Origin of the sequence: Rhizobium sp. B230/85 (genome assembly GCF_019355735.1) — a bacterium.
GTDB lineage: Bacteria > Pseudomonadota > Alphaproteobacteria > Rhizobiales > Rhizobiaceae > Rhizobium > Rhizobium rhododendri.
This window is the reverse complement of sequence record NZ_CP072156.1, coordinates 3,367,694-3,385,367: the sequence shown is the minus strand read 5'-3', so window position 1 is coordinate 3,385,367 and position 17,674 is coordinate 3,367,694. Positions and strand designations below refer to the sequence as shown.

15 protein-coding genes and 1 tRNA gene are annotated in these 17,674 nt (G+C 57.1%); 11 read left to right on the top strand and 5 right to left on the bottom strand.

Annotated features, from left to right (window positions below; translation table 11 throughout):
* Positions 1 to 51: 51 nt before the first annotated feature.
* The 4 genes from J5289_RS16300 to cpdR1 form a co-directional block, all read right to left on the bottom strand.
* Positions 52 to 2,100 (bottom strand): glycosyl transferase, encoded by a 2,049-nt coding sequence (locus J5289_RS16300; protein WP_209184896.1) that lies wholly within the window; start codon positions 2,098 to 2,100, stop codon positions 52 to 54.
* Positions 2,101 to 2,315: 215 nt separating this feature from the next.
* A complete protein-coding gene (locus J5289_RS16295) occupies positions 2,316 to 6,320 on the bottom strand; it encodes an S-layer family protein (protein ID WP_209184895.1) in 4,005 nt (1,334 codons plus the stop codon).
* A 692-nt stretch (positions 6,321 to 7,012) separates the two neighbouring features.
* Positions 7,013 to 7,087 (bottom strand) — tRNA-Val (locus J5289_RS16290).
* A gap of 83 nt (positions 7,088 to 7,170) precedes the next feature.
* Positions 7,171 to 7,533 carry a response regulator CpdR1 gene (gene cpdR1, locus J5289_RS16285; RefSeq protein ID WP_111162680.1) on the bottom strand — a complete coding sequence of 121 codons (363 nt, stop codon included), beginning with the start codon at positions 7,531 to 7,533 and terminating at the stop codon, positions 7,171 to 7,173.
* A 183-nt stretch (positions 7,534 to 7,716) separates the two neighbouring features.
* On the opposite strand from cpdR1, the gene J5289_RS16280 reads away from it, so the two are divergent.
* The 11 genes from J5289_RS16280 to J5289_RS16230 all read left to right on the top strand — a co-directional run bounded on the left by J5289_RS16280 (position 7,717) and on the right by J5289_RS16230 (position 17,410).
* A complete protein-coding gene (locus tag J5289_RS16280; protein WP_209184894.1) occupies positions 7,717 to 8,601 on the top strand; it encodes an N-formylglutamate amidohydrolase in 885 nt (294 codons plus the stop codon).
* 243 nt (positions 8,602 to 8,844) lie between these two features.
* A complete protein-coding gene (locus J5289_RS16275; RefSeq protein ID WP_209206456.1) occupies positions 8,845 to 10,170 on the top strand; it encodes a tyrosine-type recombinase/integrase in 1,326 nt (441 codons plus the stop codon).
* The gene (locus J5289_RS16270; RefSeq protein WP_209206457.1) at positions 10,167 to 10,598 is read left to right on the top strand and encodes a hypothetical protein; all 432 of its coding nucleotides are present in this window, start codon (positions 10,167 to 10,169) and stop codon (positions 10,596 to 10,598) included. The genes J5289_RS16275 and J5289_RS16270 overlap by 4 nt, the downstream gene beginning before the upstream one ends.
* 78 nt (positions 10,599 to 10,676) lie before the next feature.
* The gene (locus J5289_RS29845; RefSeq protein ID WP_209206458.1) at positions 10,677 to 10,877 is read left to right on the top strand and encodes an AlpA family transcriptional regulator; all 201 of its coding nucleotides are present in this window, start codon (positions 10,677 to 10,679) and stop codon (positions 10,875 to 10,877) included.
* Complete coding sequence (locus J5289_RS16260) at positions 10,874 to 11,065, top strand: hypothetical protein (protein WP_209206459.1); 192 nt, start codon at positions 10,874 to 10,876, stop codon at positions 11,063 to 11,065. Before J5289_RS29845 ends, J5289_RS16260 begins: the two co-directional genes overlap by 4 nt.
* 61 nt (positions 11,066 to 11,126) lie before the next feature.
* On the top strand, positions 11,127 to 13,583 hold the full coding sequence (locus J5289_RS16255) for a DUF5906 domain-containing protein (protein WP_209206460.1): 2,457 nt from the start codon (positions 11,127 to 11,129) through the stop codon (positions 13,581 to 13,583).
* Between the two features lie 583 nt (positions 13,584 to 14,166).
* Positions 14,167 to 14,553, top strand: coding sequence for a hypothetical protein (locus J5289_RS16250; protein WP_209206461.1), 387 nt, complete (start codon positions 14,167 to 14,169; stop codon positions 14,551 to 14,553).
* Positions 14,550 to 16,040, top strand: coding sequence for a terminase (locus tag J5289_RS16245; RefSeq protein WP_209206462.1), 1,491 nt, complete (start codon positions 14,550 to 14,552; stop codon positions 16,038 to 16,040). Before J5289_RS16250 ends, J5289_RS16245 begins: the two co-directional genes overlap by 4 nt.
* Before the next feature lie 84 nt (positions 16,041 to 16,124).
* Positions 16,125 to 16,601, top strand: a complete 477-nt coding sequence (locus J5289_RS16240; RefSeq protein WP_209206463.1) for a hypothetical protein — start codon at positions 16,125 to 16,127, stop codon at positions 16,599 to 16,601.
* On the top strand, positions 16,598 to 17,071 hold the full coding sequence (locus J5289_RS16235; RefSeq protein ID WP_209206464.1) for a hypothetical protein: 474 nt from the start codon (positions 16,598 to 16,600) through the stop codon (positions 17,069 to 17,071). The genes J5289_RS16240 and J5289_RS16235 overlap by 4 nt, the downstream gene beginning before the upstream one ends.
* Before the next feature lie 111 nt (positions 17,072 to 17,182).
* Positions 17,183 to 17,410, top strand: coding sequence for a hypothetical protein (locus J5289_RS16230; protein WP_209206465.1), 228 nt, complete (start codon positions 17,183 to 17,185; stop codon positions 17,408 to 17,410).
* Here the strand turns inward: J5289_RS16230 and J5289_RS16225 are convergent.
* Positions 17,403 to 17,669 carry a hypothetical protein gene (locus J5289_RS16225; protein ID WP_209206466.1) on the bottom strand — a complete coding sequence of 89 codons (267 nt, stop codon included), beginning with the start codon at positions 17,667 to 17,669 and terminating at the stop codon, positions 17,403 to 17,405. The genes J5289_RS16230 and J5289_RS16225 overlap by 8 nt on opposite strands.
* Positions 17,670 to 17,674 lie beyond the last annotated feature (5 nt).

Here is a 17,674-nt window from a genome sequence, read left to right as displayed (position 1 = left end):
GCGCCAGGTGTCGAGGGAGGGGGGCCGGCGGTGCGCCTCTCCTGATAGTTGCTACTCGGCGGGCTCGGTCCACAAACGGCGATCGAACGGAATGGGTGTGTTCGCGTTCAACTGGCCGAGCTTTTCGAGGTATCGGTTGCGGTAGGCGATCTCGTCCTCGAACTCGACGTCGGTCAGGACAATGTCGGCGCCGATCTCGTAGTAGATTTCGAGGTTGCGCATATCCGGCACGGGAGTTTCGCCGCGTTCGGCTTCGTCCTGCATCTCCCAGAACAATTGCTCGAGACGGCGTGCAAGGCCGGGGATGTCGCGCAGCACGCTCGTTTCGCGCTGGCTCTGCAGCCTGTCCCTGACATCCTGCAGGCTTTTCCGATCATGCGCGAAGGCTATCGCCTGGCGGACATACTCGTCCGGGCCGCCGCAGATCAGTTCGGGCAACCCGGCTGCGGCGACGATGCTGCCGCAGAAGCGCGAGGCAAATGTCTTGCCTGAGACGGTGAGGATCGGCAGTCCGACGGTAATGGCATCGGCTGCTGTAGAATGGGCACCGTAAGGGAAGGTATCGAGGAACAGGTCCGCCAGTCCGATACGCGCGAGGTGCTTGGGATTGGGCGCTTTTGCTGCGAAGATGATGCGGTCGGCATCGACGCCTCTTTTCGCGGCTATTTCGCGAAGCCGCTGGTTGACCGTGTCGTCGTCGGCAAGCAGCCAAAGCACGCTGCCGGGCGTTTCCGACAGTATCGTCATCCAGCGGTCGAAACAGTTGGCGGTGATCTTCTGCATGCCGTTGAAGCAGGCATAGACGAAGGCATCCTCGGGCAGGCCGGCCTCTGCGCGGGTCGGGCGCGCGTCGATCTGGCGCTTTCGGTCGATAGGCTGGTTGCAGGCGATACGCAGCACTTTTTCCGTATAGTAGATCTCGTTCGCGGGCGGAATGATGTGCTCGTCGGCGATGATATACTGGTGGAACGGGCTGGCCAGCGAGCCGGGATAGCCGCAGAAATTGACGACGACCGGGGCCGGGCGATAGGCGAAAATCTTGGTGCGTGCGAGCTTGGTGTAGCCGTTGACGTCGATCAAGATGTCGATCTTGTCCTTGGCGATGAGCTTTGCGGCATCTGCGTCGCTCATTTCGGCGATATCGCGCCAGCAATCGACAGCGTTCCTGATGCGCTCCTGCGTTGCATCGTTGGTGCGCCGGTCGCCGCAATAGTAGGCGAAGACCTCGACGCTGCTCTTGTCATGCAACTCCAGCACTTCTCTGAGGGCAAAGCCGACTGCGTGGTCGCGCAGGTCCGACGAGACATAGCCGACGCGCAGACGCTGGCCGGTTCCTGTTTTGTGGCGCGGAACGGTGTTGGCAGTGGCCTCGTCGAGATCGGGCTGCCCGATCAGCGACTTGTTGTAGCGATGCGCCTTGGCAAGCTGGAACAGCGGGTCGTCGGCGTAGCAGCCGAGCGTCAGGGGGGAGACGGCATCCAGCAACTGGCGAAGCGAGACATGCTCCGAAGGGACCAGCACCGGCCACTTGCATTGGCGCTGACGTAGCGATGTCCAATGCTGGCCTGCGTCGGTCTTTTCGGGCTGAAGCTCCATGGCCTGCCACAGAACCTTTTCCGCTTCCTCCATCCTGCCGGCACCTTCCAGCACGCGGCCGATGTGCTTGAGGGTCATCAGCCGATGGCCGAGACGGTCGGCCGTGATATCGGAAGTGATCTCGGCGTAGGAACGCCACTGCTCGACGGCAGGGTTTATCAGTCCGCTGTCCTCGAGGACGCGGCCAAGGTTGATATGCGCCGGGCCGAACTGCGGATCGAGCTTGAGGCAGGCGCGAAAGGCATTGATTGCGCCCGCCCGATCGCCCATCACGTTCGCCGCGACCGCATAGTTGAAATAGGCGAGATGCAGCAGCGGATTGCCGTCGTTATAGGCGATCCAGCCCTTGTAGAGTTCGACGGCCTGGGACTGGTGCCCGCCGTTGCTAAGGATAGTTGCGATGTTGAACAGATCGCCGAGAGCAAGCTGTCGTTGCCGCGCCTTCTCGAGCGCATTAGTGAGCAGGGGGAGCTGAGCCGTGGCCGATGCGACATTGATGGTCATGACGATCCTACGAAGATGCGGCCTGGCGGCCATCGTTTGAGCCGGCGCACAAGGCGCTTTCGTCTTGCTACCTAGACTAGCTTGCGTCGGGCTGGCGCTCGCCTTTGCCGGAGCCTTGAAGGGAATTTGCAGCCGACATTACAAAAGAAGACGCCGCGCAATTTCTTGCGCGGCGTCCTGGTCTTGTCGGGGCGGCCTGCGCCGCGCCGTTTGGATTACACTGCGTTGTAGGCGGCGATGACCGCGTCAACCTGCGTGGTGGTCAGCGACTGGACCTGAGCCGTGGTGAGGGCGGACAGCTTGGCGGAGCTCAGCGCCGCGATGTCGTCCGTCGACAGGCCGGCCAGCGCCTTGGTGCTGATGGCCGCCAGTCCAGAGCTTGTCAGGGCTGCGATGTCGTCCGTCGACATCACTGCGATGTCTTCAGAGCCGAAGGCCGCGATCTGCTTGCTGCTGAGCTGCGAGACTTCCGTTGAGGTCAGTGCTTCGACTTGTTCGGTTGTCAGGGCGGCGATCTGAGTGGAGCTCAGGGCGCCGAGCTGAGTGCTGTTGAGCAGAGCGATGTCTGCGGTTGAGAGGGCCGCGATCTGCTTGGTCGTCAAAGCCGCGATCTGCGTGCTCTTCAGGCCAAGCGTCTGATCTGTCGTCAAGGCAGCGATCTGGTCGGTGCCGAGGGCTGCAATCTGGCCACTCGTCAGGGCACCGATCTTGTCGGAGCTGAGGAGGGCAAGATTTTCGCTGGCAAGACCGGTGATCGCCTTAGCGGTGATGGCGGCCAGCGAACCGGTCGAGAGGGCGAGGATATCGTCCGAGGAGAGGGCTGCGATATCGTTCGATTCCAGCGCTGCGATCTGCTTGCTGCTGAGGGCGGCGACTTCTGTCGTCGTGAGGGCAGCGAGCTGGTCGGAGGTCAGGGCGCCAACCTGGGCTGTGGTGAGCGCGCCGATCTGGCTGGTCGTCAGAAGAGCGATATCACCGGTAGAAAGTGCGACGATCTGCTTGGTCGAGAGAGCGGCGATCTGCGTGCTCTTCAGGCCAGGGGTTTGGTCGGTGGTCAGCGCTGCGATCTGGTCTGTGCTGAGGGCAGCGACCTGGCTGCTCGTCAGCGAACCGATCTTGTCGGAGCTGAGGAGGGCGAGATTGCCGCTGGAGAGACCGGCGATAGCCTTGGTGCTGATAGCAGCCAGGGCGCCGCTGGTCAGAGCCAGGATGTTATCCGAGGAGAGGGCGGCGACGTCGTTCGATTCCAGCGCTGCGACCTGTTTGCTGCTGAGGGCGGCGACTTCTGTCGTCGTCAGGGCACCAAGCTGGTCGGAGGTGAGGGCGCCGACCTGAGCCGAGGTCAGGGCACCGATCTGGCTGGTGGTGAGGAGAGCGATGTCACCGGTGGAAAGGGCAACGATCTGCTTGGTCGAAAGGGCTGCGATCTGCGAGCTCTTCAGGCCCGGCGTCTGGTCGGTGGTCAGCGCTGCGATCTGGTCGGTGCTGAGGGCTGCCATCTGACCGCTCGTCAGGGCACCGATTTTGTCGGAGCTGAGCAGGGCAAGGTTCTCGCTGGAAAGGCCAGCAATGGCCTTGGTTGTGATCGAAGCCAGGGCACCGGTCGACAGGGAGAGGATATCGTCCGAGGAGAGGGCTGCGATGTCGTTCGATTCCAGGGCGGCGATCTGCTTGCTGCTGAGGGCGGAAACTTCCGTCGTTGTCAGGGCGGCGAGCTGGTCGGAGGTCAGAGCGCCAACCTGGGCTGTGGTGAGCGCGCCGATCTGGCTGGTCGTCAGCAGGGCGATATCACCGGTGGAAAGTGCGACGATCTGCTTGGTCGAGAGGGCTGCGATCTGCGAGCTCTTCAGGCCAGGGGTCTGGTCGGTGGTGAGCGCTGCGATCTGGTCGGTGCTGAGGGCTGCCATCTGGCCGCTCGTCAGGGCACCGATCTTGTCGGAGCTGAGCAGGGCGAGGTTGCCGCTGGCAAGACCGGCAATGGCCTTGGTGGTGATGGCAGCAAGTGCGCCGCTGGAGAGGGCAAGGATGTTATCCGAGGAGAGGGCTGCGACGTCGTTCGATTCCAGAGCTGCGACCTGTTTGCTGCTGAGGGCGGCGACTTCTGTCGTCGTCAGGGCACCAAGCTGGTCGGAGGTGAGGGCGCCGACCTGAGCCGAGGTCAGGGCACCGATCTGGCTGGTGGTGAGGAGAGCGATATCACCGGTGGAAAGTGCGACGATCTGCTTGGTCGAGAGGGCTGCGATCTGCGAGCTCTTCAGGCCAGGGGTCTGGTCGGTGGTCAGGGCAGCGATCTGGTCTGTGCTGAGGGCTGCCATCTGACCGCTCGTCAGGGCACCGATCTTGTCGGAGCTGAGCAGGGCGAGGTTGGCGCTGGCAAGACCGGCAATGGCCTTGGTGGTGATCGAAGCCAGGGCACCGGTCGACAGGGAGAGGATATCGTCCGAGGAGAGGGCCGCGATGTCGCTGGAGTCCAGGGCGGCGATCTGCTTGCTGCTGAGGGCGGAAACTTCCGTCGTCGTGAGGGCGGCGAGCTGGTCGGAGGTCAGGGCGCCAACCTGGGCTGTGGTGAGCGCGCCGATCTGGCTGGTGGTGAGGAGAGCGATATCACCGGTGGAGAGTGCGACGATCTGCTTGGTGGAGAGAGCGGCGATTTGCGAGCTCTTCAGGCCAGGGGTCTGGTCGGTGGTCAGGGCAGCGATCTGGTCGGTGCTTAGGGCTGCCATCTGGCCGCTCGTCAGGGCACCGATTTTGTCGGAGCTGAGCAGGGCGAGGTTGGCGCTGGCAAGACCGGAAATGGCCTTGGTAGTGATGGCAGCAAGTGCGCCACTGGAAAGGGCAAGGATGTTGTCAGAGGAGAGGGCTGCGACGTCGTTCGATTCCAGCGCTGCGACCTGTTTGCTGCTTAGGGCGGCGACTTCTGTCGTCGTCAGGGCACCAAGCTGGTCGGAGGTGAGGGCGCCGACCTGAGCCGATGTCAGGGCACCGATCTGGCTGGTTGTCAGGAGAGCGATGTCACCGGTGGAGAGTGCGACGATCTGCTTGGTCGAGAGGGCTGCGATCTGCGAGCTCTTCAGGCCCGGCGTCTGGTCGGTGGTCAGCGCTGCGATCTGGTCGGTGCTGAGGGCCGCCATCTGACCGCTCGTCAGGGCACCGATCTTGTCGGAGCTCAGGAGAGCGAGGTTGGCGCTGGCAAGACCGGCAATGGCCTTGGTGGTGATAGCAGCGAGAGAGCCAGTCGAGAGGGCGAGGATATCGTCGGAAGAGAGGGCCGCGATGTCGCTGGAGTCCAGGGCGGCGATCTGCTTGCTGCTGAGGGCGGAAACTTCCGTTGTCGTCAGGGCGGCGAGCTGGTCGGAGGTCAGAGCGCCAACCTGGGCTGTGGTGAGCGCGCCGATCTGGCTGGTGGTGAGGAGAGCGATATCACCGGTGGAGAGTGCGACGATCTGCTTGGTGGAGAGAGCGGCGATTTGCGAGCTCTTCAGGCCAGGGGTCTGGTCGGTGGTCAGGGCAGCGATCTGGTCGGTGCTTAGGGCTGCCATCTGGCCGCTCGTCAGGGCACCGATCTTGTCGGAGCTGAGCAGGGCGAGATTGGCGCTGGACAGGCCGGCGAGAGCCTTGGTGGTGATGGCAGCAAGTGCGCCGCTGGAGAGGGCCAGGATGTTATCCGACGAGAGTGCTGCGATGTCATTCGATTCGAGGGCTGCGATCTGCTTTGTGCTCAGCGCGGCGACTTCGGTCGTCGTCAGGGCACCAAGCTGGTCGGAGGTGAGGGCGCCGACCTGGGCGGTCGTCATTGCGCTGATCTGGCCGGTCGAGAGCAGAGCGACGTCATCGGTGGTCAGAGCCGAGATCTTCGTGCCGAGTGCCGCAATCTGCCCGTAGGTCAGCGCGACGGCGTTGCTGGTGGTTAGATCGGCGACCTGCTGGGTTGTCAGCGCGGCGATCGCGGTCGAGCTCAGTCCGGCTTCCTGCACGGAGGAGAGAATGCCGAGCTGGGCGGCGCTAAGGCCGACGACGGCAGCTGCCGAAATGCTGCCCAGCTGCGTCGAGCTGAAGGCCTGCATGTCGTCTGTGGTGATGGCGCCGAGCTGGGTGGAGCTCAAGGCCTTGATCTGGGTCGAGTTCAGCGCTGCGATGTCGGCGGTTTTCAGGCTCGCTATCGTGGCTGTGGAAAGATTCTGGATCTGCGTGGCTGACAAGGAAGAAATGATGGAAGTCATGGAAACGTGCCCCTCGGGTTAACGGAATGCAAGACATCGTTCTCCCACCGTCTAACAGGCGTGATTGCCGTCATGAGCATCAGCCATCGGGATTCGTCAGGAGAAATAGATGTTACGCAGAACATGGCTCGTATAAGCCAACACGTTAGGAGAGCATCATGCGTCAAAAGCCGTTACAGCTCTGATCCCCACGCCACGGAATAAAACACTACGCAATAGCAGCAGTGCCAATCCGGAATCTGTTTTCACACAATCGAAGGCACTGATTCTTCATTAGCAGTGCCGCGATATACAACTATGTATTGGAGAACTTGTAAATTTTCATTTAACGGCCGGAATAACCCGGCTTTAGCACTTTCAAATGCGCTATTGATTCGCTCTAAATCTCTATAATTGAAATTAGTCAATTACAATCTTAACTCGGAGAAAGCATAGAGTTTATTCTTATACTTGGAGATGGTTAGTGTGCGATGATTTTTCCGATCCTGATCTGCAATACATCCCTGAGTAGCTGTTTTGTTAAGCATATCTCTTTTCAATAAATGACGAGCGGCATCAGGCTTTGAGAAGGCCACGCGCGAAACTGAACCGGGGAGATGCGAGGCGAAGGGGGCCGGGGAGGCAGGGGCCATGCAGCCTATGGCCCAACGACAAAGGGCTCAGCGATCTCTCGCTAAGCCCTTGAAAAAGGATGGTGGGCGTAACAGGGATTGAACCTGTGACCCCTACGATGTCAACGTAGTGCTCTCCCGCTGAGCTATACGCCCATCCGATGGCGGCGCATAGATCAAAAAACCTGGGGGCCGTCAATGGCCTTTTTTAAGTTTTCTGATCCAGCCGCCGAGATTGCCTATGCGGCAAGCAGTTTGTTGACCTCATCCACCAGTTCGCGCAGGTGGAAAGGCTTGGAAAGCACCTTGGCATCCTTTGGCGCTTTCGAATCGGGGTTGAGGGCGACTGCGGCAAAGCCGGTGATGAACATCACCTTGAGGTCCGGATCGAGTTCGGTGGCGCGGCGCGCCAGTTCGATTCCGTCCATTTCCGGCATGACAATATCGGTCAGCAGCAACGAAAATGGTTCCTCGCGCAGCCGATCGTAGGCGCTGGCGCCATTGTCAAAGGACGATACCTTGTAGCCGGCCTTTTCAAGGGCCTTCACCAGGAAACGACGCATGTCGTTGTCGTCTTCGGCAAGCAAAATCTTCTGAGTCATTATTGGACCGTCAATCACTATCTTCTCTCGCGGCTAATAAGCCGTTCACGTTAGTCGCGGTCCGTAAACAAGCGATGAATGCGGCGCCGACGGTCACATTGAAGTTCATACATACTATGGACTTGGTGGTGCGCAACTGGCAACATACACCTGCGAAAAGTTCTTGACATGGTAAAGACGTGGATGCCCGCAGACGTAGGAAGTTTCGAGATTTTCGAGATACTCGAACCGGTGTCGCAGACCATCCCCTTTGTCTACTCGTCGCCCCATAGTGGTCGCATCTATCCTCCTGAGTTCATTGCGCAATCACGACTACAGGGTGTTGCCATCCGGCGCTCGGAGGACCACTATGTCGACGAGCTTTTCTCGGCCGCAAGCGCACTCGGTGCGCCGCTGTTGATAGCCAATTTTCCCCGCGCCTATATCGACGTCAATCGCGAACCTTACGAGCTCGACCCGCGCATGTTCGAGGGTGCGCTGCCGTCCTATGCCAATATCAATTCGGTTCGGGTTGCCGGCGGGCTCGGAACCATTCCGCGAATCGTTGCCGAAAACATGGAAATCTATGCGAGCCGGGTGCCGGTGGCCGATGCGCTCCACCGGATCGAGACGATCTACAAGCCTTACCACGCGGCCCTGCGCCGCCTGATGGCCCGCACCCACCTGGAATTCGGCTTCGGTGTGCTGGTCGACTGCCACTCGATGCCCGGCAATATTCGTGTCGCCGGCAGCCACGCGCGTCCAGATTTCATCATCGGCGATCGCTACGGAACGAGTGCGTCTGCCGATCTCTCCCATGCGGCGATGGATATTCTCGATGGCCTCGGGTTTCATGCGGTGCGCAACAAGCCGTACGCCGGCGGGTTTATCACCGAGCACTACGGCCGGCCTTCGCGTGGTCTGCATGCGCTCCAGGTCGAGGTCAACCGGGCGCTGTACGTCGATGAGATGACCCTGGAAAAGCGCAGCGATTTCGGCCTGATGACGGGTGCTATCACGGCCTTCATCAGGCAGATGGCGGAGCACGTTGCACGATATGGCAACGACCGCGCGCTGGCGGCCGAGTAGTCCCGCTCGTTAACAATCAGGTCAAAAAAAACCGCCCGAAGGCGGCTAAGTCTAGGGAGGAAACACCCAAGGAGGGTATATCTGTCGGCGTTCGGCGACCGCAACATTTTCCAAATTTGTCAATATTTCTCCATATCAAGTCATTGATATATAAAGACTAATGTCAAAATCTCTCAACCCTTGTAAAAGCCCATCAAACGGCCTATTATTTGACGGATATCAGATCGTTCGATGGATTGCTCGATGGCAAAGACGCTTGCAGACGCGAAAATCAAGACCGCAACACAGCGTTCATCCCTGTGCAAGTTAGATGGTCCGGGGCCGCATTGGTACCAGGTCAGGGCGGACATCCATCTCGGCTATCGACAGTCTCGGCGGGGGGATTCATGGCTGGTACGTTGGTACGTTGGTGACCGTAAATATAAGCAACGCGTATTCGGATTGGTTGATGATACAAAGCCCGATCAGGAGGATTTCAGCAGCGCAAAAGCGCAGGCTGAAGAAATCGGTAGTTCGGAGCTTTCGAAACTGAAGATGGTCGCTGATGGTGCGCCATTGTCGGTAGCCGATGCTATTCGAGAATACGGCGCTAGGCGGGACAATCAAACACGCGAACTGCGTGGCCGTGATGACGTGAAGTCGGGATTCAACGGGAACATGAGTAATCATGTTCTTTCGGCCCCCATCGCCGCTGTGCCGCTGTTCAGCCTAACCAATCGGGACTTGTCCGAATGGGTGCAAGGTATGGTCGGAAATATCTCGCCAGCGACAATCAGGAGAGTGCGTAATGATATGAAAGCTGCCTTGAACGCCGCTGGAAAACGCTGGTCCGACAAACTGCCATCGAATTTCGCAAGCGTCGTCCAAATCGGTCTTGAGATCAAGAAAGGCACGCTGCCTGCGATCGTCAAAAAGCCGAACACGGACGACGCGGAAACCGATGACATTCGACATCAAATTCTCACCGATGAACAAGTCAAACGGGTGATTGCCGCCGCGCTTGAAATCGACATCGAGAGGGGTGAGGGTGGCGACCTCTACCGAATGGTGTTGTTGCTCGCCGTAACGGGGATGCGGCTTTCACAGATCGCGAGAATGCGGGTGTCCGATGTGGATATTTCAGCCAATCGTTTAAATATCCCCGGCTCGCGCAAGGGCAACAAATCCGAAACGCGGGCTGACGATGCGACCAAGCGCCGTGTCGATCCTCACGTTACCGCTGCCCTGCAGCCAATTCTTTCCCGTTCCCGTAACGCTACGCTGCTTGAGCGGCGTCGAATGGTGAAGCAGGGGTGGGAGTGGATCGAAGTTGGGCGAGGGCCATGGCAGTCTGTGGACCTATCGAAGCCATGGATTTCCATTAGAGATCGTGCGCAGTTGCCATCAAATGTCACACCCTACGCCTTGCGCCACTCTTCGATTTGCCGCGCCATCGAAATGCGTATTCCTACCCTGTTAGTTGCGAAGCGTCACGACACTGGCGTCGAGATGATTGAGCAGCATTATGCAAGATTCATCGAAGAAGCGTTCCCCGAACGGGATGAAGACGTTTTCATGGTTGCCGCATGACGCGGCGTCCGGAATCGATCTGGTCGGAACTTGGGTCAGTTGACGGGCTGACGTTGCTTGATATTCGCGAGGCGTTAGAATTGCAGCAATTGGAAGCCTTTTTGGTGGGTGAGAAAGTCCTCAAAATTCCACATCCAGTTGTTCAGCGTATACATCATCATCTCGTTCACGCCTCGCAGACTTTGGAGGAGTCGGTCGATATGTGGCTGAAGCCCCCAATGGTTGGCAAAGGACGACCGCGCAAGACGTGGCGAACGGCGCGATTTCATGAATTGGCCAAGGAGCAGTTTCGGCAGCGAAAGAGCGAGCTTAAGGCGATGGGAATGGCGGTAGAAGATGCTGAGACACAGTCAGGCGATGAGGTTGCCCACGCTCATATGATGGGCGCTAGTACGTTGATTCAACGGTCAAAATCGAAGCTCAAGTAAAACGCTCCTATTTTCTGTAACTAGTGAAATTTATCCAAGGCCGTCACATTCAACCCGAGTTCAACAATCGGGATAAAAATGATGCCAGAGTTTATAACTATTGCCGAATTGGCGAAGACCATCCGAGCTACTCCACAGACAGTTTATAATCTGATCAATCGTCACGCCGCACCGAAGATCACCAAAATTGGCGGAAAGACGCTTTTCGAACGAACCGATGTCGACGCGTGGCTTGCTGCATCGAAAACTGACACCGTTTCGCGGAGTGCAGCACGATGATCCGTCTCACCAATTCGAATGACGGGTCGATTTTTTACGTCAATCCCGCCTTTGTGACCATGGTCGACTACAACCCGACATTAGATTTGGTCTTTGTTTATGTCGTCGGGCAAGAGTCGGGTCACGCGGTTCGCGAAGCGTTGAACGATATTGTCGTCAAGGTCGTGACCTCTCAGGTCAAATCTTAATTAAAAAAATAGCCCGCAAGCGACCGGAGACGCAAAGCGGGCCTAAACATGCAGGGTGCATATGTCTATACATAACAGCAATGGCGCTGACCTTCAAGTCGGCGCGTCTCCGATACCGCATGACCTCGTTATCTTTTTACGTGACTACCTCGCACAGACAGGCGGTATTCACCTTGTTTCGATTGAAGCGGATGTAGAACCAGCGAGCATCACTGGAAAGTGGTTCGGTGATGACTGGCAGGCAGCAGCGGCATGGGCGTTGGCACAGAACGTGCGGCGAAACGTCTACTTCACATTTAACAAGGTCATGCCTGGTCTGAACCAGAAGCCAACAAAGGCCGATATCGTTGGCATTCGTGGGTTTCACGTCGATATCGATCCGCCGAAAGACGGTGGAACATTCGACAAAACTGCGGTCTTGTCCGATCTTCACACCCGTTTCGCGCCGTCATATATCATTGACTCAGGTCGTGGCGTACAGGCGATCTGGCTGACAACGTTGGCCACCGACAAGGATGTCACCGAACAGGCAAACCAAGGACTTCGCACAGCGTTCCGTGGCGACCACACATGGAACTGCGACCGTCTTCTCCGACTCGTTGGCTTAACAAATCATGGCTCTATTAAGAAGCGCCAAGCCGGATATGTCCCCTCGCTCGCCAGCCTACTTGTTCCTTTCAGTGGCGTTGTGACCACCGCACAGGATATCCTCAGCAGGTTCCCCGCCGATGAATTGGTCACATCCAACACGCCTCAACATTCCAGCGGCCCCATCGCTGATTGGTGCGGACCTGAAGATGACGCCGAACTCATCGCAATAATGCGGGCGGAGAATCCGTCGATCAAAGGTGCCTTCAGCGCGACCACCCGTGATATGTGGGATGGTAACGAGGCGGCACTCGCCCTTCGCTTTCCATCCGACAGTGGCGACACCTTCAATCGCTCGGAAGCAGATGCCGGATTAGTTGCGAAGCTCGCGTGGTACACTGGTAACGATGCTGCCCGTATCGATAGACTTTTCCGTCAGTCAGCGCTCTTCCGGGCGGAGAAGTGGGACCGCGACACATATCGCCTGCAAACCATATCCAAGGTGATTGCGCGCACTACCACTGTCTATTCTAATCCGAAGTATCGCCATTCGTCCAAATCTGTGACGGTAGACGACCTTGTCGAGCAATATGCCTACTTTCCCGCGTCAGCGCGAGGCGTTGTCCCTGTGCATACCGACGACGCGAATGCCGGTATGGGGTTCGACAACTTCAAGCGCGATATGATGAAATATTGCACATCGGACGATCACGGCAAGCCCGTCAATCCGGCGCACGTTTGGCAATATCGGCGCGACCGCCTAACGGTGGACGGGTTGATGATGCGCCCTGATCGTCCTGTCCCAACCTTCATGGAGGGCGGCAAATCATTCATCAACACATATTACCCGCCCGCCCATACCGACAACGGCGGTACGATTGACGTATCCCTTCGGTTTTTCGAACACTTGCTGCCGAACCATGCGGAGCGGACGTGGTTTCTAAAGTGGCTTGCCCACAAGTTCCTTCAGCCTTCAATTCCGGGTGTCGGTGTGATCATGGTGGCTCACGGTGTTCACGGCACAGGTCGCGGATCGCTGACAAACCAGCTTTTTCCTGCGCTATTTGGATCGCGGTACGTGTCGAAAGTCGAATTATCCGACCTAACGGGCCGCGACGGCCAATCGCAATTCAACGATTTTGCCGCCGACTCGCTGATCGTGACAGTCGATGAAGCTTCGGACGACGGGACATCGCCGCGTTACTCCCAACGTCGCAAAGCCTACGACGCCCTAAAATCGCTTGTAGAACCGGCAGCGCGACAAATCAGGGTGAAGCGCAAGTTCGGCTCGAATGGCGCGGCCTGGACCTTTGCGAGCTACGTCATCTGCACCAACCACCGCGACGCTATTGCTATCCCTGCAGATGATCGACGATTTGCCATTCTACAAAATGGTGACCGAATGCCACAGGCGTTGCGATTTGAATTCCATCAGTGGGTTTCCGATCCGGCAAATATCGCCGCGTTCGCTCAACACCTTCGCGCGCTCGATATCGGCGACTACTCACCATACGTCGATCCGCCTCTCACTGATGCAAAGCTCGACATGGCGGACGCCGCGCTTTCTGACGTTGATCGGGCCGTTGCGGAGATACTGGAGGAAATGCCGTCGAATGTTTTCACTGCCGCCCAGGTTGTGGCATTGATTGCAGATGCCGCACCGTCGCATGATTGGCGCTTGCCGGAGGAATGGCAAGGAGTGTGCCGGAAGGTCGTTCAAAACGTTGCTCATCGCGTCGGCGTCCGCGACGGCAAGAACTGGTCTATTGCACATGGCAACAAGAAGAAGGTGGCGGTCTACGCTAAGACTCAGCAAGCCGCTGCATATTGGAAAGAGCGAGACGGGTTGCTGACGGAGGTGAAACGGAACGATGCTGTCGTCTTCGAACGCATGTTTCCCCCACCTGGATTGCCGGGAACAACGTTATGATAAATCACCCCGCTTCGGCGGGGTTTTTCGTTCCCTCACTCCCTCAACCTCCCTCATCGGAAAAGCCTTGAGGGTATGATGTAAACTATTGATCATTATAGGTTTTTAAGAATTATATCCCTCATTCCCCCATAAAGTAGGTAAGTTTGTAGGGTAGTTATAATTTGTAGGTAGTGGGCGGCAGACAAAGGCGGAGGGTCGTGGAAAACGTGAGGGAGTGAGGGAGTGAGGGAGATTCCCCCTGTGATCATGACGACAAACACTGTTCATAGCGACAGCAGTTCGTGACGGTTGGGGATTGTGGTCATCATTGACAGCTTTTGACGTTTGAAACGTGAACCTACGGACAGGCCGACCAGAAGACATTTTTCTACGCCTTGGCGTGCCGTAGTGATGAAACGCCCATGTTAGGCGTTTTTTGATGCGCTTTGATACGATTTAACATATTGATATATCTATCTATTTTATCGTCGTCATGATATGCTCTCTGTGATCATCAAACGAATGAGAAAATATAGTGGATTTACCAGGCGTTTGCCGCACCGATACTATCGTTTCATCGCCCATCCGCGCGTCGATTGATGTGACATCGAGTCCCGTCACCACACAGCGTCCCACAGGCGGCAAGCTGCGACTGATGGGGCTGGATGATCTGGACGGCAGGACGAACGCCGCACGCGCCGCCTATGCCTTGCGCGACGCTATCATTGCGGATGCTGGAGGCGCTGAAACGCTGTCGGCATTGAAGCTCGAACTGATCGCCACGGTTGCCGTCCAGACCGCCTTGCTCAACGACTTGCACGCTCGCCTATTGTCCGGTGATCCCCACGTTCAGTTGTCGGACCTGTCGACGCTTACCAACACCCGCAATCGTACAGCTGCGATGTGTGGCGGGATGACAAAAATGACCAAGACCCTCGACCTGGATGCCTACATGCGATCGACCTACGGCAACGGTGGGCAGCCATGACAGCACAGGCGAATATCATTCGTGCCCTCACCGACAAGCATCTAATCGGTGCGGCGCTTGGTAACCTGGAAGACTGGCGGCATTGGAACATCGTTTGGAAAGCGGCACTTGGTCTTGGTTCAACGTTGCTTCCTCAGGAGATCGCGTTCTTTCGCAAGGTGTCGGGCAACCGCAGCCTTCCGACCGAGCCGGTTCGTCGCCTTCACATCTTGAGCGGCAGACGTTCTGGCAAGTCACGTCAGTCAGCGGCAGTGGGTGTTGCGCTTGCCCTCTATGCCGACCGTTCCAAGCTTGCGCCTGGTGAAACGGGATACGTCATGATCCTAGCGCCGACGAAGGAACAGGGCGCGGCGATCTTCGATTATGCACTGGCGTTCCTCGAATCGTCGCCGATCCTCAAACAGCAAATTGAAAACGTCACGGCGAACGAAATCAAGCTGAAGGGCAATACTGCAATCATCGTCCAAGCCGCTGACCCGCGCACAGTGCGCTCAAAGTCACTGCTCGCCGCATTGATCGATGAATCGTGCTTCCTCCGCGACACGAACGATACTGAACTGTACAGGGCGATCACACCCGCGACACTGACGACGAAGGGGCTGTGGATCGCCATCAGTTCGGCAGGTCGGAAATCAGGCCTCATGTTTGATCGATGGAAATCGTACTACGGCCAAGATTCGGCGACTGACCTCGTTATCCAAGCCGAAACGACGGACCTTAATCTGACCATTGATCAGGGTGACATTGATGCCGCAATAGCTGACGACCCTGAAGCTGGACGGTCAGAATACCTCTCCGCATGGCGAACCGACCTTTCAACGTTGTTCCCTGACGACATCATCGAAGCAGCCATCATCAACAGTCGACCGGAAGTGTTGCCCTTCGATAAGACTGTAAGAAAGTACCACGCGTTCGTGGACATGAGCGCTGGTCGTCATGACGCGTCGGTTCTGTGTATCGGCCATGAGACCGACAAAAAATTCATCACTGATGCGGTCTACTGGCGACCTGCACCTCACGACCCGAACTCGGTTGCGCTGGAATTTGTGGCGCTATGTAAAGAATATAATCTTCACGAAGTCACAGGCGACAATTTCGCGGGTTCATGGGTGTCAGGTGCTTTCACAAAAGCTGGCCTGACATATCACAAGGCAGCGAAGAACCGGTCGCAGCTGTACCTGGAGGCGTTGCCACTGTTCATGCAGCGGCGTGTTGAAATGGCCGATAGCTCCACAGCGCCAACAGTTCGGGAGTTAAAGAACTTAGAGCGTCGCATGGCGAATTCAGGCCGTGAAAGCGTAGACCATCCCAAGAACGGTACGGACGACGCTGCCAACGCCCTCTGTGGCTGTATTCAACTGGTCATGAAGCCAGATCGCTCCACCGTCACCTTCGCACCGCCCTCATTTGTGGACGCATATGGCAGCTGGTCGGATGAACCGGTCAACTATGTCGACATATATCACCATGATGGTAAGTATAGTTGACACGTGACAACGTATTTATCGCTTGCAATCAATTATAAAATAAGTATTTACTGTGGATATTGATTTTAAGGGCAACCACAGTACATGACGAAGCAGGCCATCGCCGACCCCGATCCGCATGAAGAGTTGCTGAAGCTCGATGCATTCTATGAACAGGCCAGACGCAAGCTTGCTGAACAGGTCGCTCAGGCTGATCGGATATCTGCAGAGCAGAAGCTTGCCGCCGACGATGCGGATCGCGGCAAGCGGATGGACGAAGCGACCGAAATGGCGCGCATGCTGGTCGCTGAGTCTGCTTCGATTGATCGATTGCTTTTGGAATGCAGTGAACGCCTGGCGACACGTCGAAACTTAGCTCGCGACATTCAGCGACTCATTCCAGAGCGCATTGGGTTCGGAAATGCATTCGAACATTCTAATGTTATTGTTTCGGCGATTACCGCTAGTGGTGTTGGTCACTTTACTCGCGCACCGTTGAGAGGTGCAATGAAGCTGCAGGCGCATGACTTGGCACGTTTAAATATGTTCGGCGATTTGACAGCGAAGGCGGGGCGCAAATGAAACGCAGCATCGTCCGCTCTTTGCGTATCGCCGAAATCAGTGGTGTTGACAGGCCTGCTCAGAGCAATGCCCTTGTGACCATCATGAAGTCTGGCGAACCAACGGCTTTGAAAAATCTTGAAATCACTGAACTTTCGCTCGTCAACATCGGCGCGAACGTCGATGCTCGCGTGGCGCTGACCAAGTCCGCTGCTCAGGTCAGCGAAGAAATTATGAAAATCTCGCCCGATGTCAGGCGACGGGCCAATGAATACATGGCCGAACAACTCAGAAAAAGTGAGGATCGCAACATGAGCGAAACACCAAAGACCACCGACGATATGCTTCGTCTGCATATGGAAAAGCACGACCTGACCGAGACGCAGAGCTTCCGCAAGCTGATGGACAACAAGAAATTTGCGGAATTGTACGATCAGGAAGATGCTGCAAAGCAGGCAGTCCAAGCAAGGCAGATCGGCCTGTCCCACTAATTAAAGTTGCAGCGCTGAGAATGGTCGTCAGACAGCCAGTCCTCCCAGCGTGCAAACGGCCCGCTGCGTCGCCCTGTCGCGGCGGGCCTATCTATATAAGGAGAACAGCCATTGGCTGGCATGCAAAGAACAGAAGAGCGGTTGACGGAACAGCAAAAGCTTACGTTCCTCAAACTTTATGACGCAGGATATGAATATACGGCGATCAGCGAGAGATTCTCTGTTCCGGTGCCAAACGTTGCGACCATGGCGCGCGAGTTTCGTTCCGAACATCGGCGCACGGCATCCGCGACGATTGACTGGGATGCCGAGTTTCGGAAGTGCCAGGCGGTCAAATAAACCCGACAATCCCTGTTGCTGTCGTACCTGTGGCTTTGATGCGGGAAATCGCGCCCATGTACTGGATACCTACGAGGCATCCCGGCATGACAGCCGCAGAACCTACGGACATGACCACAGAGACGTTCCCGGCAGATGTGACCATGAACCCACGGATCGGTTTCGTCAGATCGGCGGTGTCGGATGGTGATACAGCGATGACGCCTTGCGGAACCAATGCGGCGCGCTGATTTTTGAATAGTTCGGCAAAGTAACCCATGAAGC

Coding starts and splice junctions, on each gene's coding strand:
- J5289_RS16235 (WP_209206464.1), top strand. CDS start 16,598: ATGAAACGCAGCATCGTCCGCTCTTTGCGTATCGCCGAAATCAGTGGT.
- J5289_RS16300 (WP_209184896.1), bottom strand. CDS start 2,100: ATGACCATCAATGTCGCATCGGCCACGGCTCAGCTCCCCCTGCTCACT.
- J5289_RS16255 (WP_209206460.1), top strand. CDS start 11,127: ATGTCTATACATAACAGCAATGGCGCTGACCTTCAAGTCGGCGCGTCT.
- cpdR1 (WP_111162680.1), bottom strand. CDS start 7,533: ATGACTCAGAAGATTTTGCTTGCCGAAGACGACAACGACATGCGTCGT.
- J5289_RS16295 (WP_209184895.1), bottom strand. CDS start 6,320: ATGACTTCCATCATTTCTTCCTTGTCAGCCACGCAGATCCAGAATCTT.
- J5289_RS29845 (WP_209206458.1), top strand. CDS start 10,677: ATGATGCCAGAGTTTATAACTATTGCCGAATTGGCGAAGACCATCCGA.
- J5289_RS16280 (WP_209184894.1), top strand. CDS start 7,717: ATGCCCGCAGACGTAGGAAGTTTCGAGATTTTCGAGATACTCGAACCG.
- J5289_RS16260 (WP_209206459.1), top strand. CDS start 10,874: ATGATCCGTCTCACCAATTCGAATGACGGGTCGATTTTTTACGTCAAT.
- J5289_RS16240 (WP_209206463.1), top strand. CDS start 16,125: ATGACGAAGCAGGCCATCGCCGACCCCGATCCGCATGAAGAGTTGCTG.
- J5289_RS16270 (WP_209206457.1), top strand. CDS start 10,167: ATGACGCGGCGTCCGGAATCGATCTGGTCGGAACTTGGGTCAGTTGAC.
- J5289_RS16275 (WP_209206456.1), top strand. CDS start 8,845: ATGGCAAAGACGCTTGCAGACGCGAAAATCAAGACCGCAACACAGCGT.
- J5289_RS16225 (WP_209206466.1), bottom strand. CDS start 17,669: ATGGGTTACTTTGCCGAACTATTCAAAAATCAGCGCGCCGCATTGGTT.
- J5289_RS16245 (WP_209206462.1), top strand. CDS start 14,550: ATGACAGCACAGGCGAATATCATTCGTGCCCTCACCGACAAGCATCTA.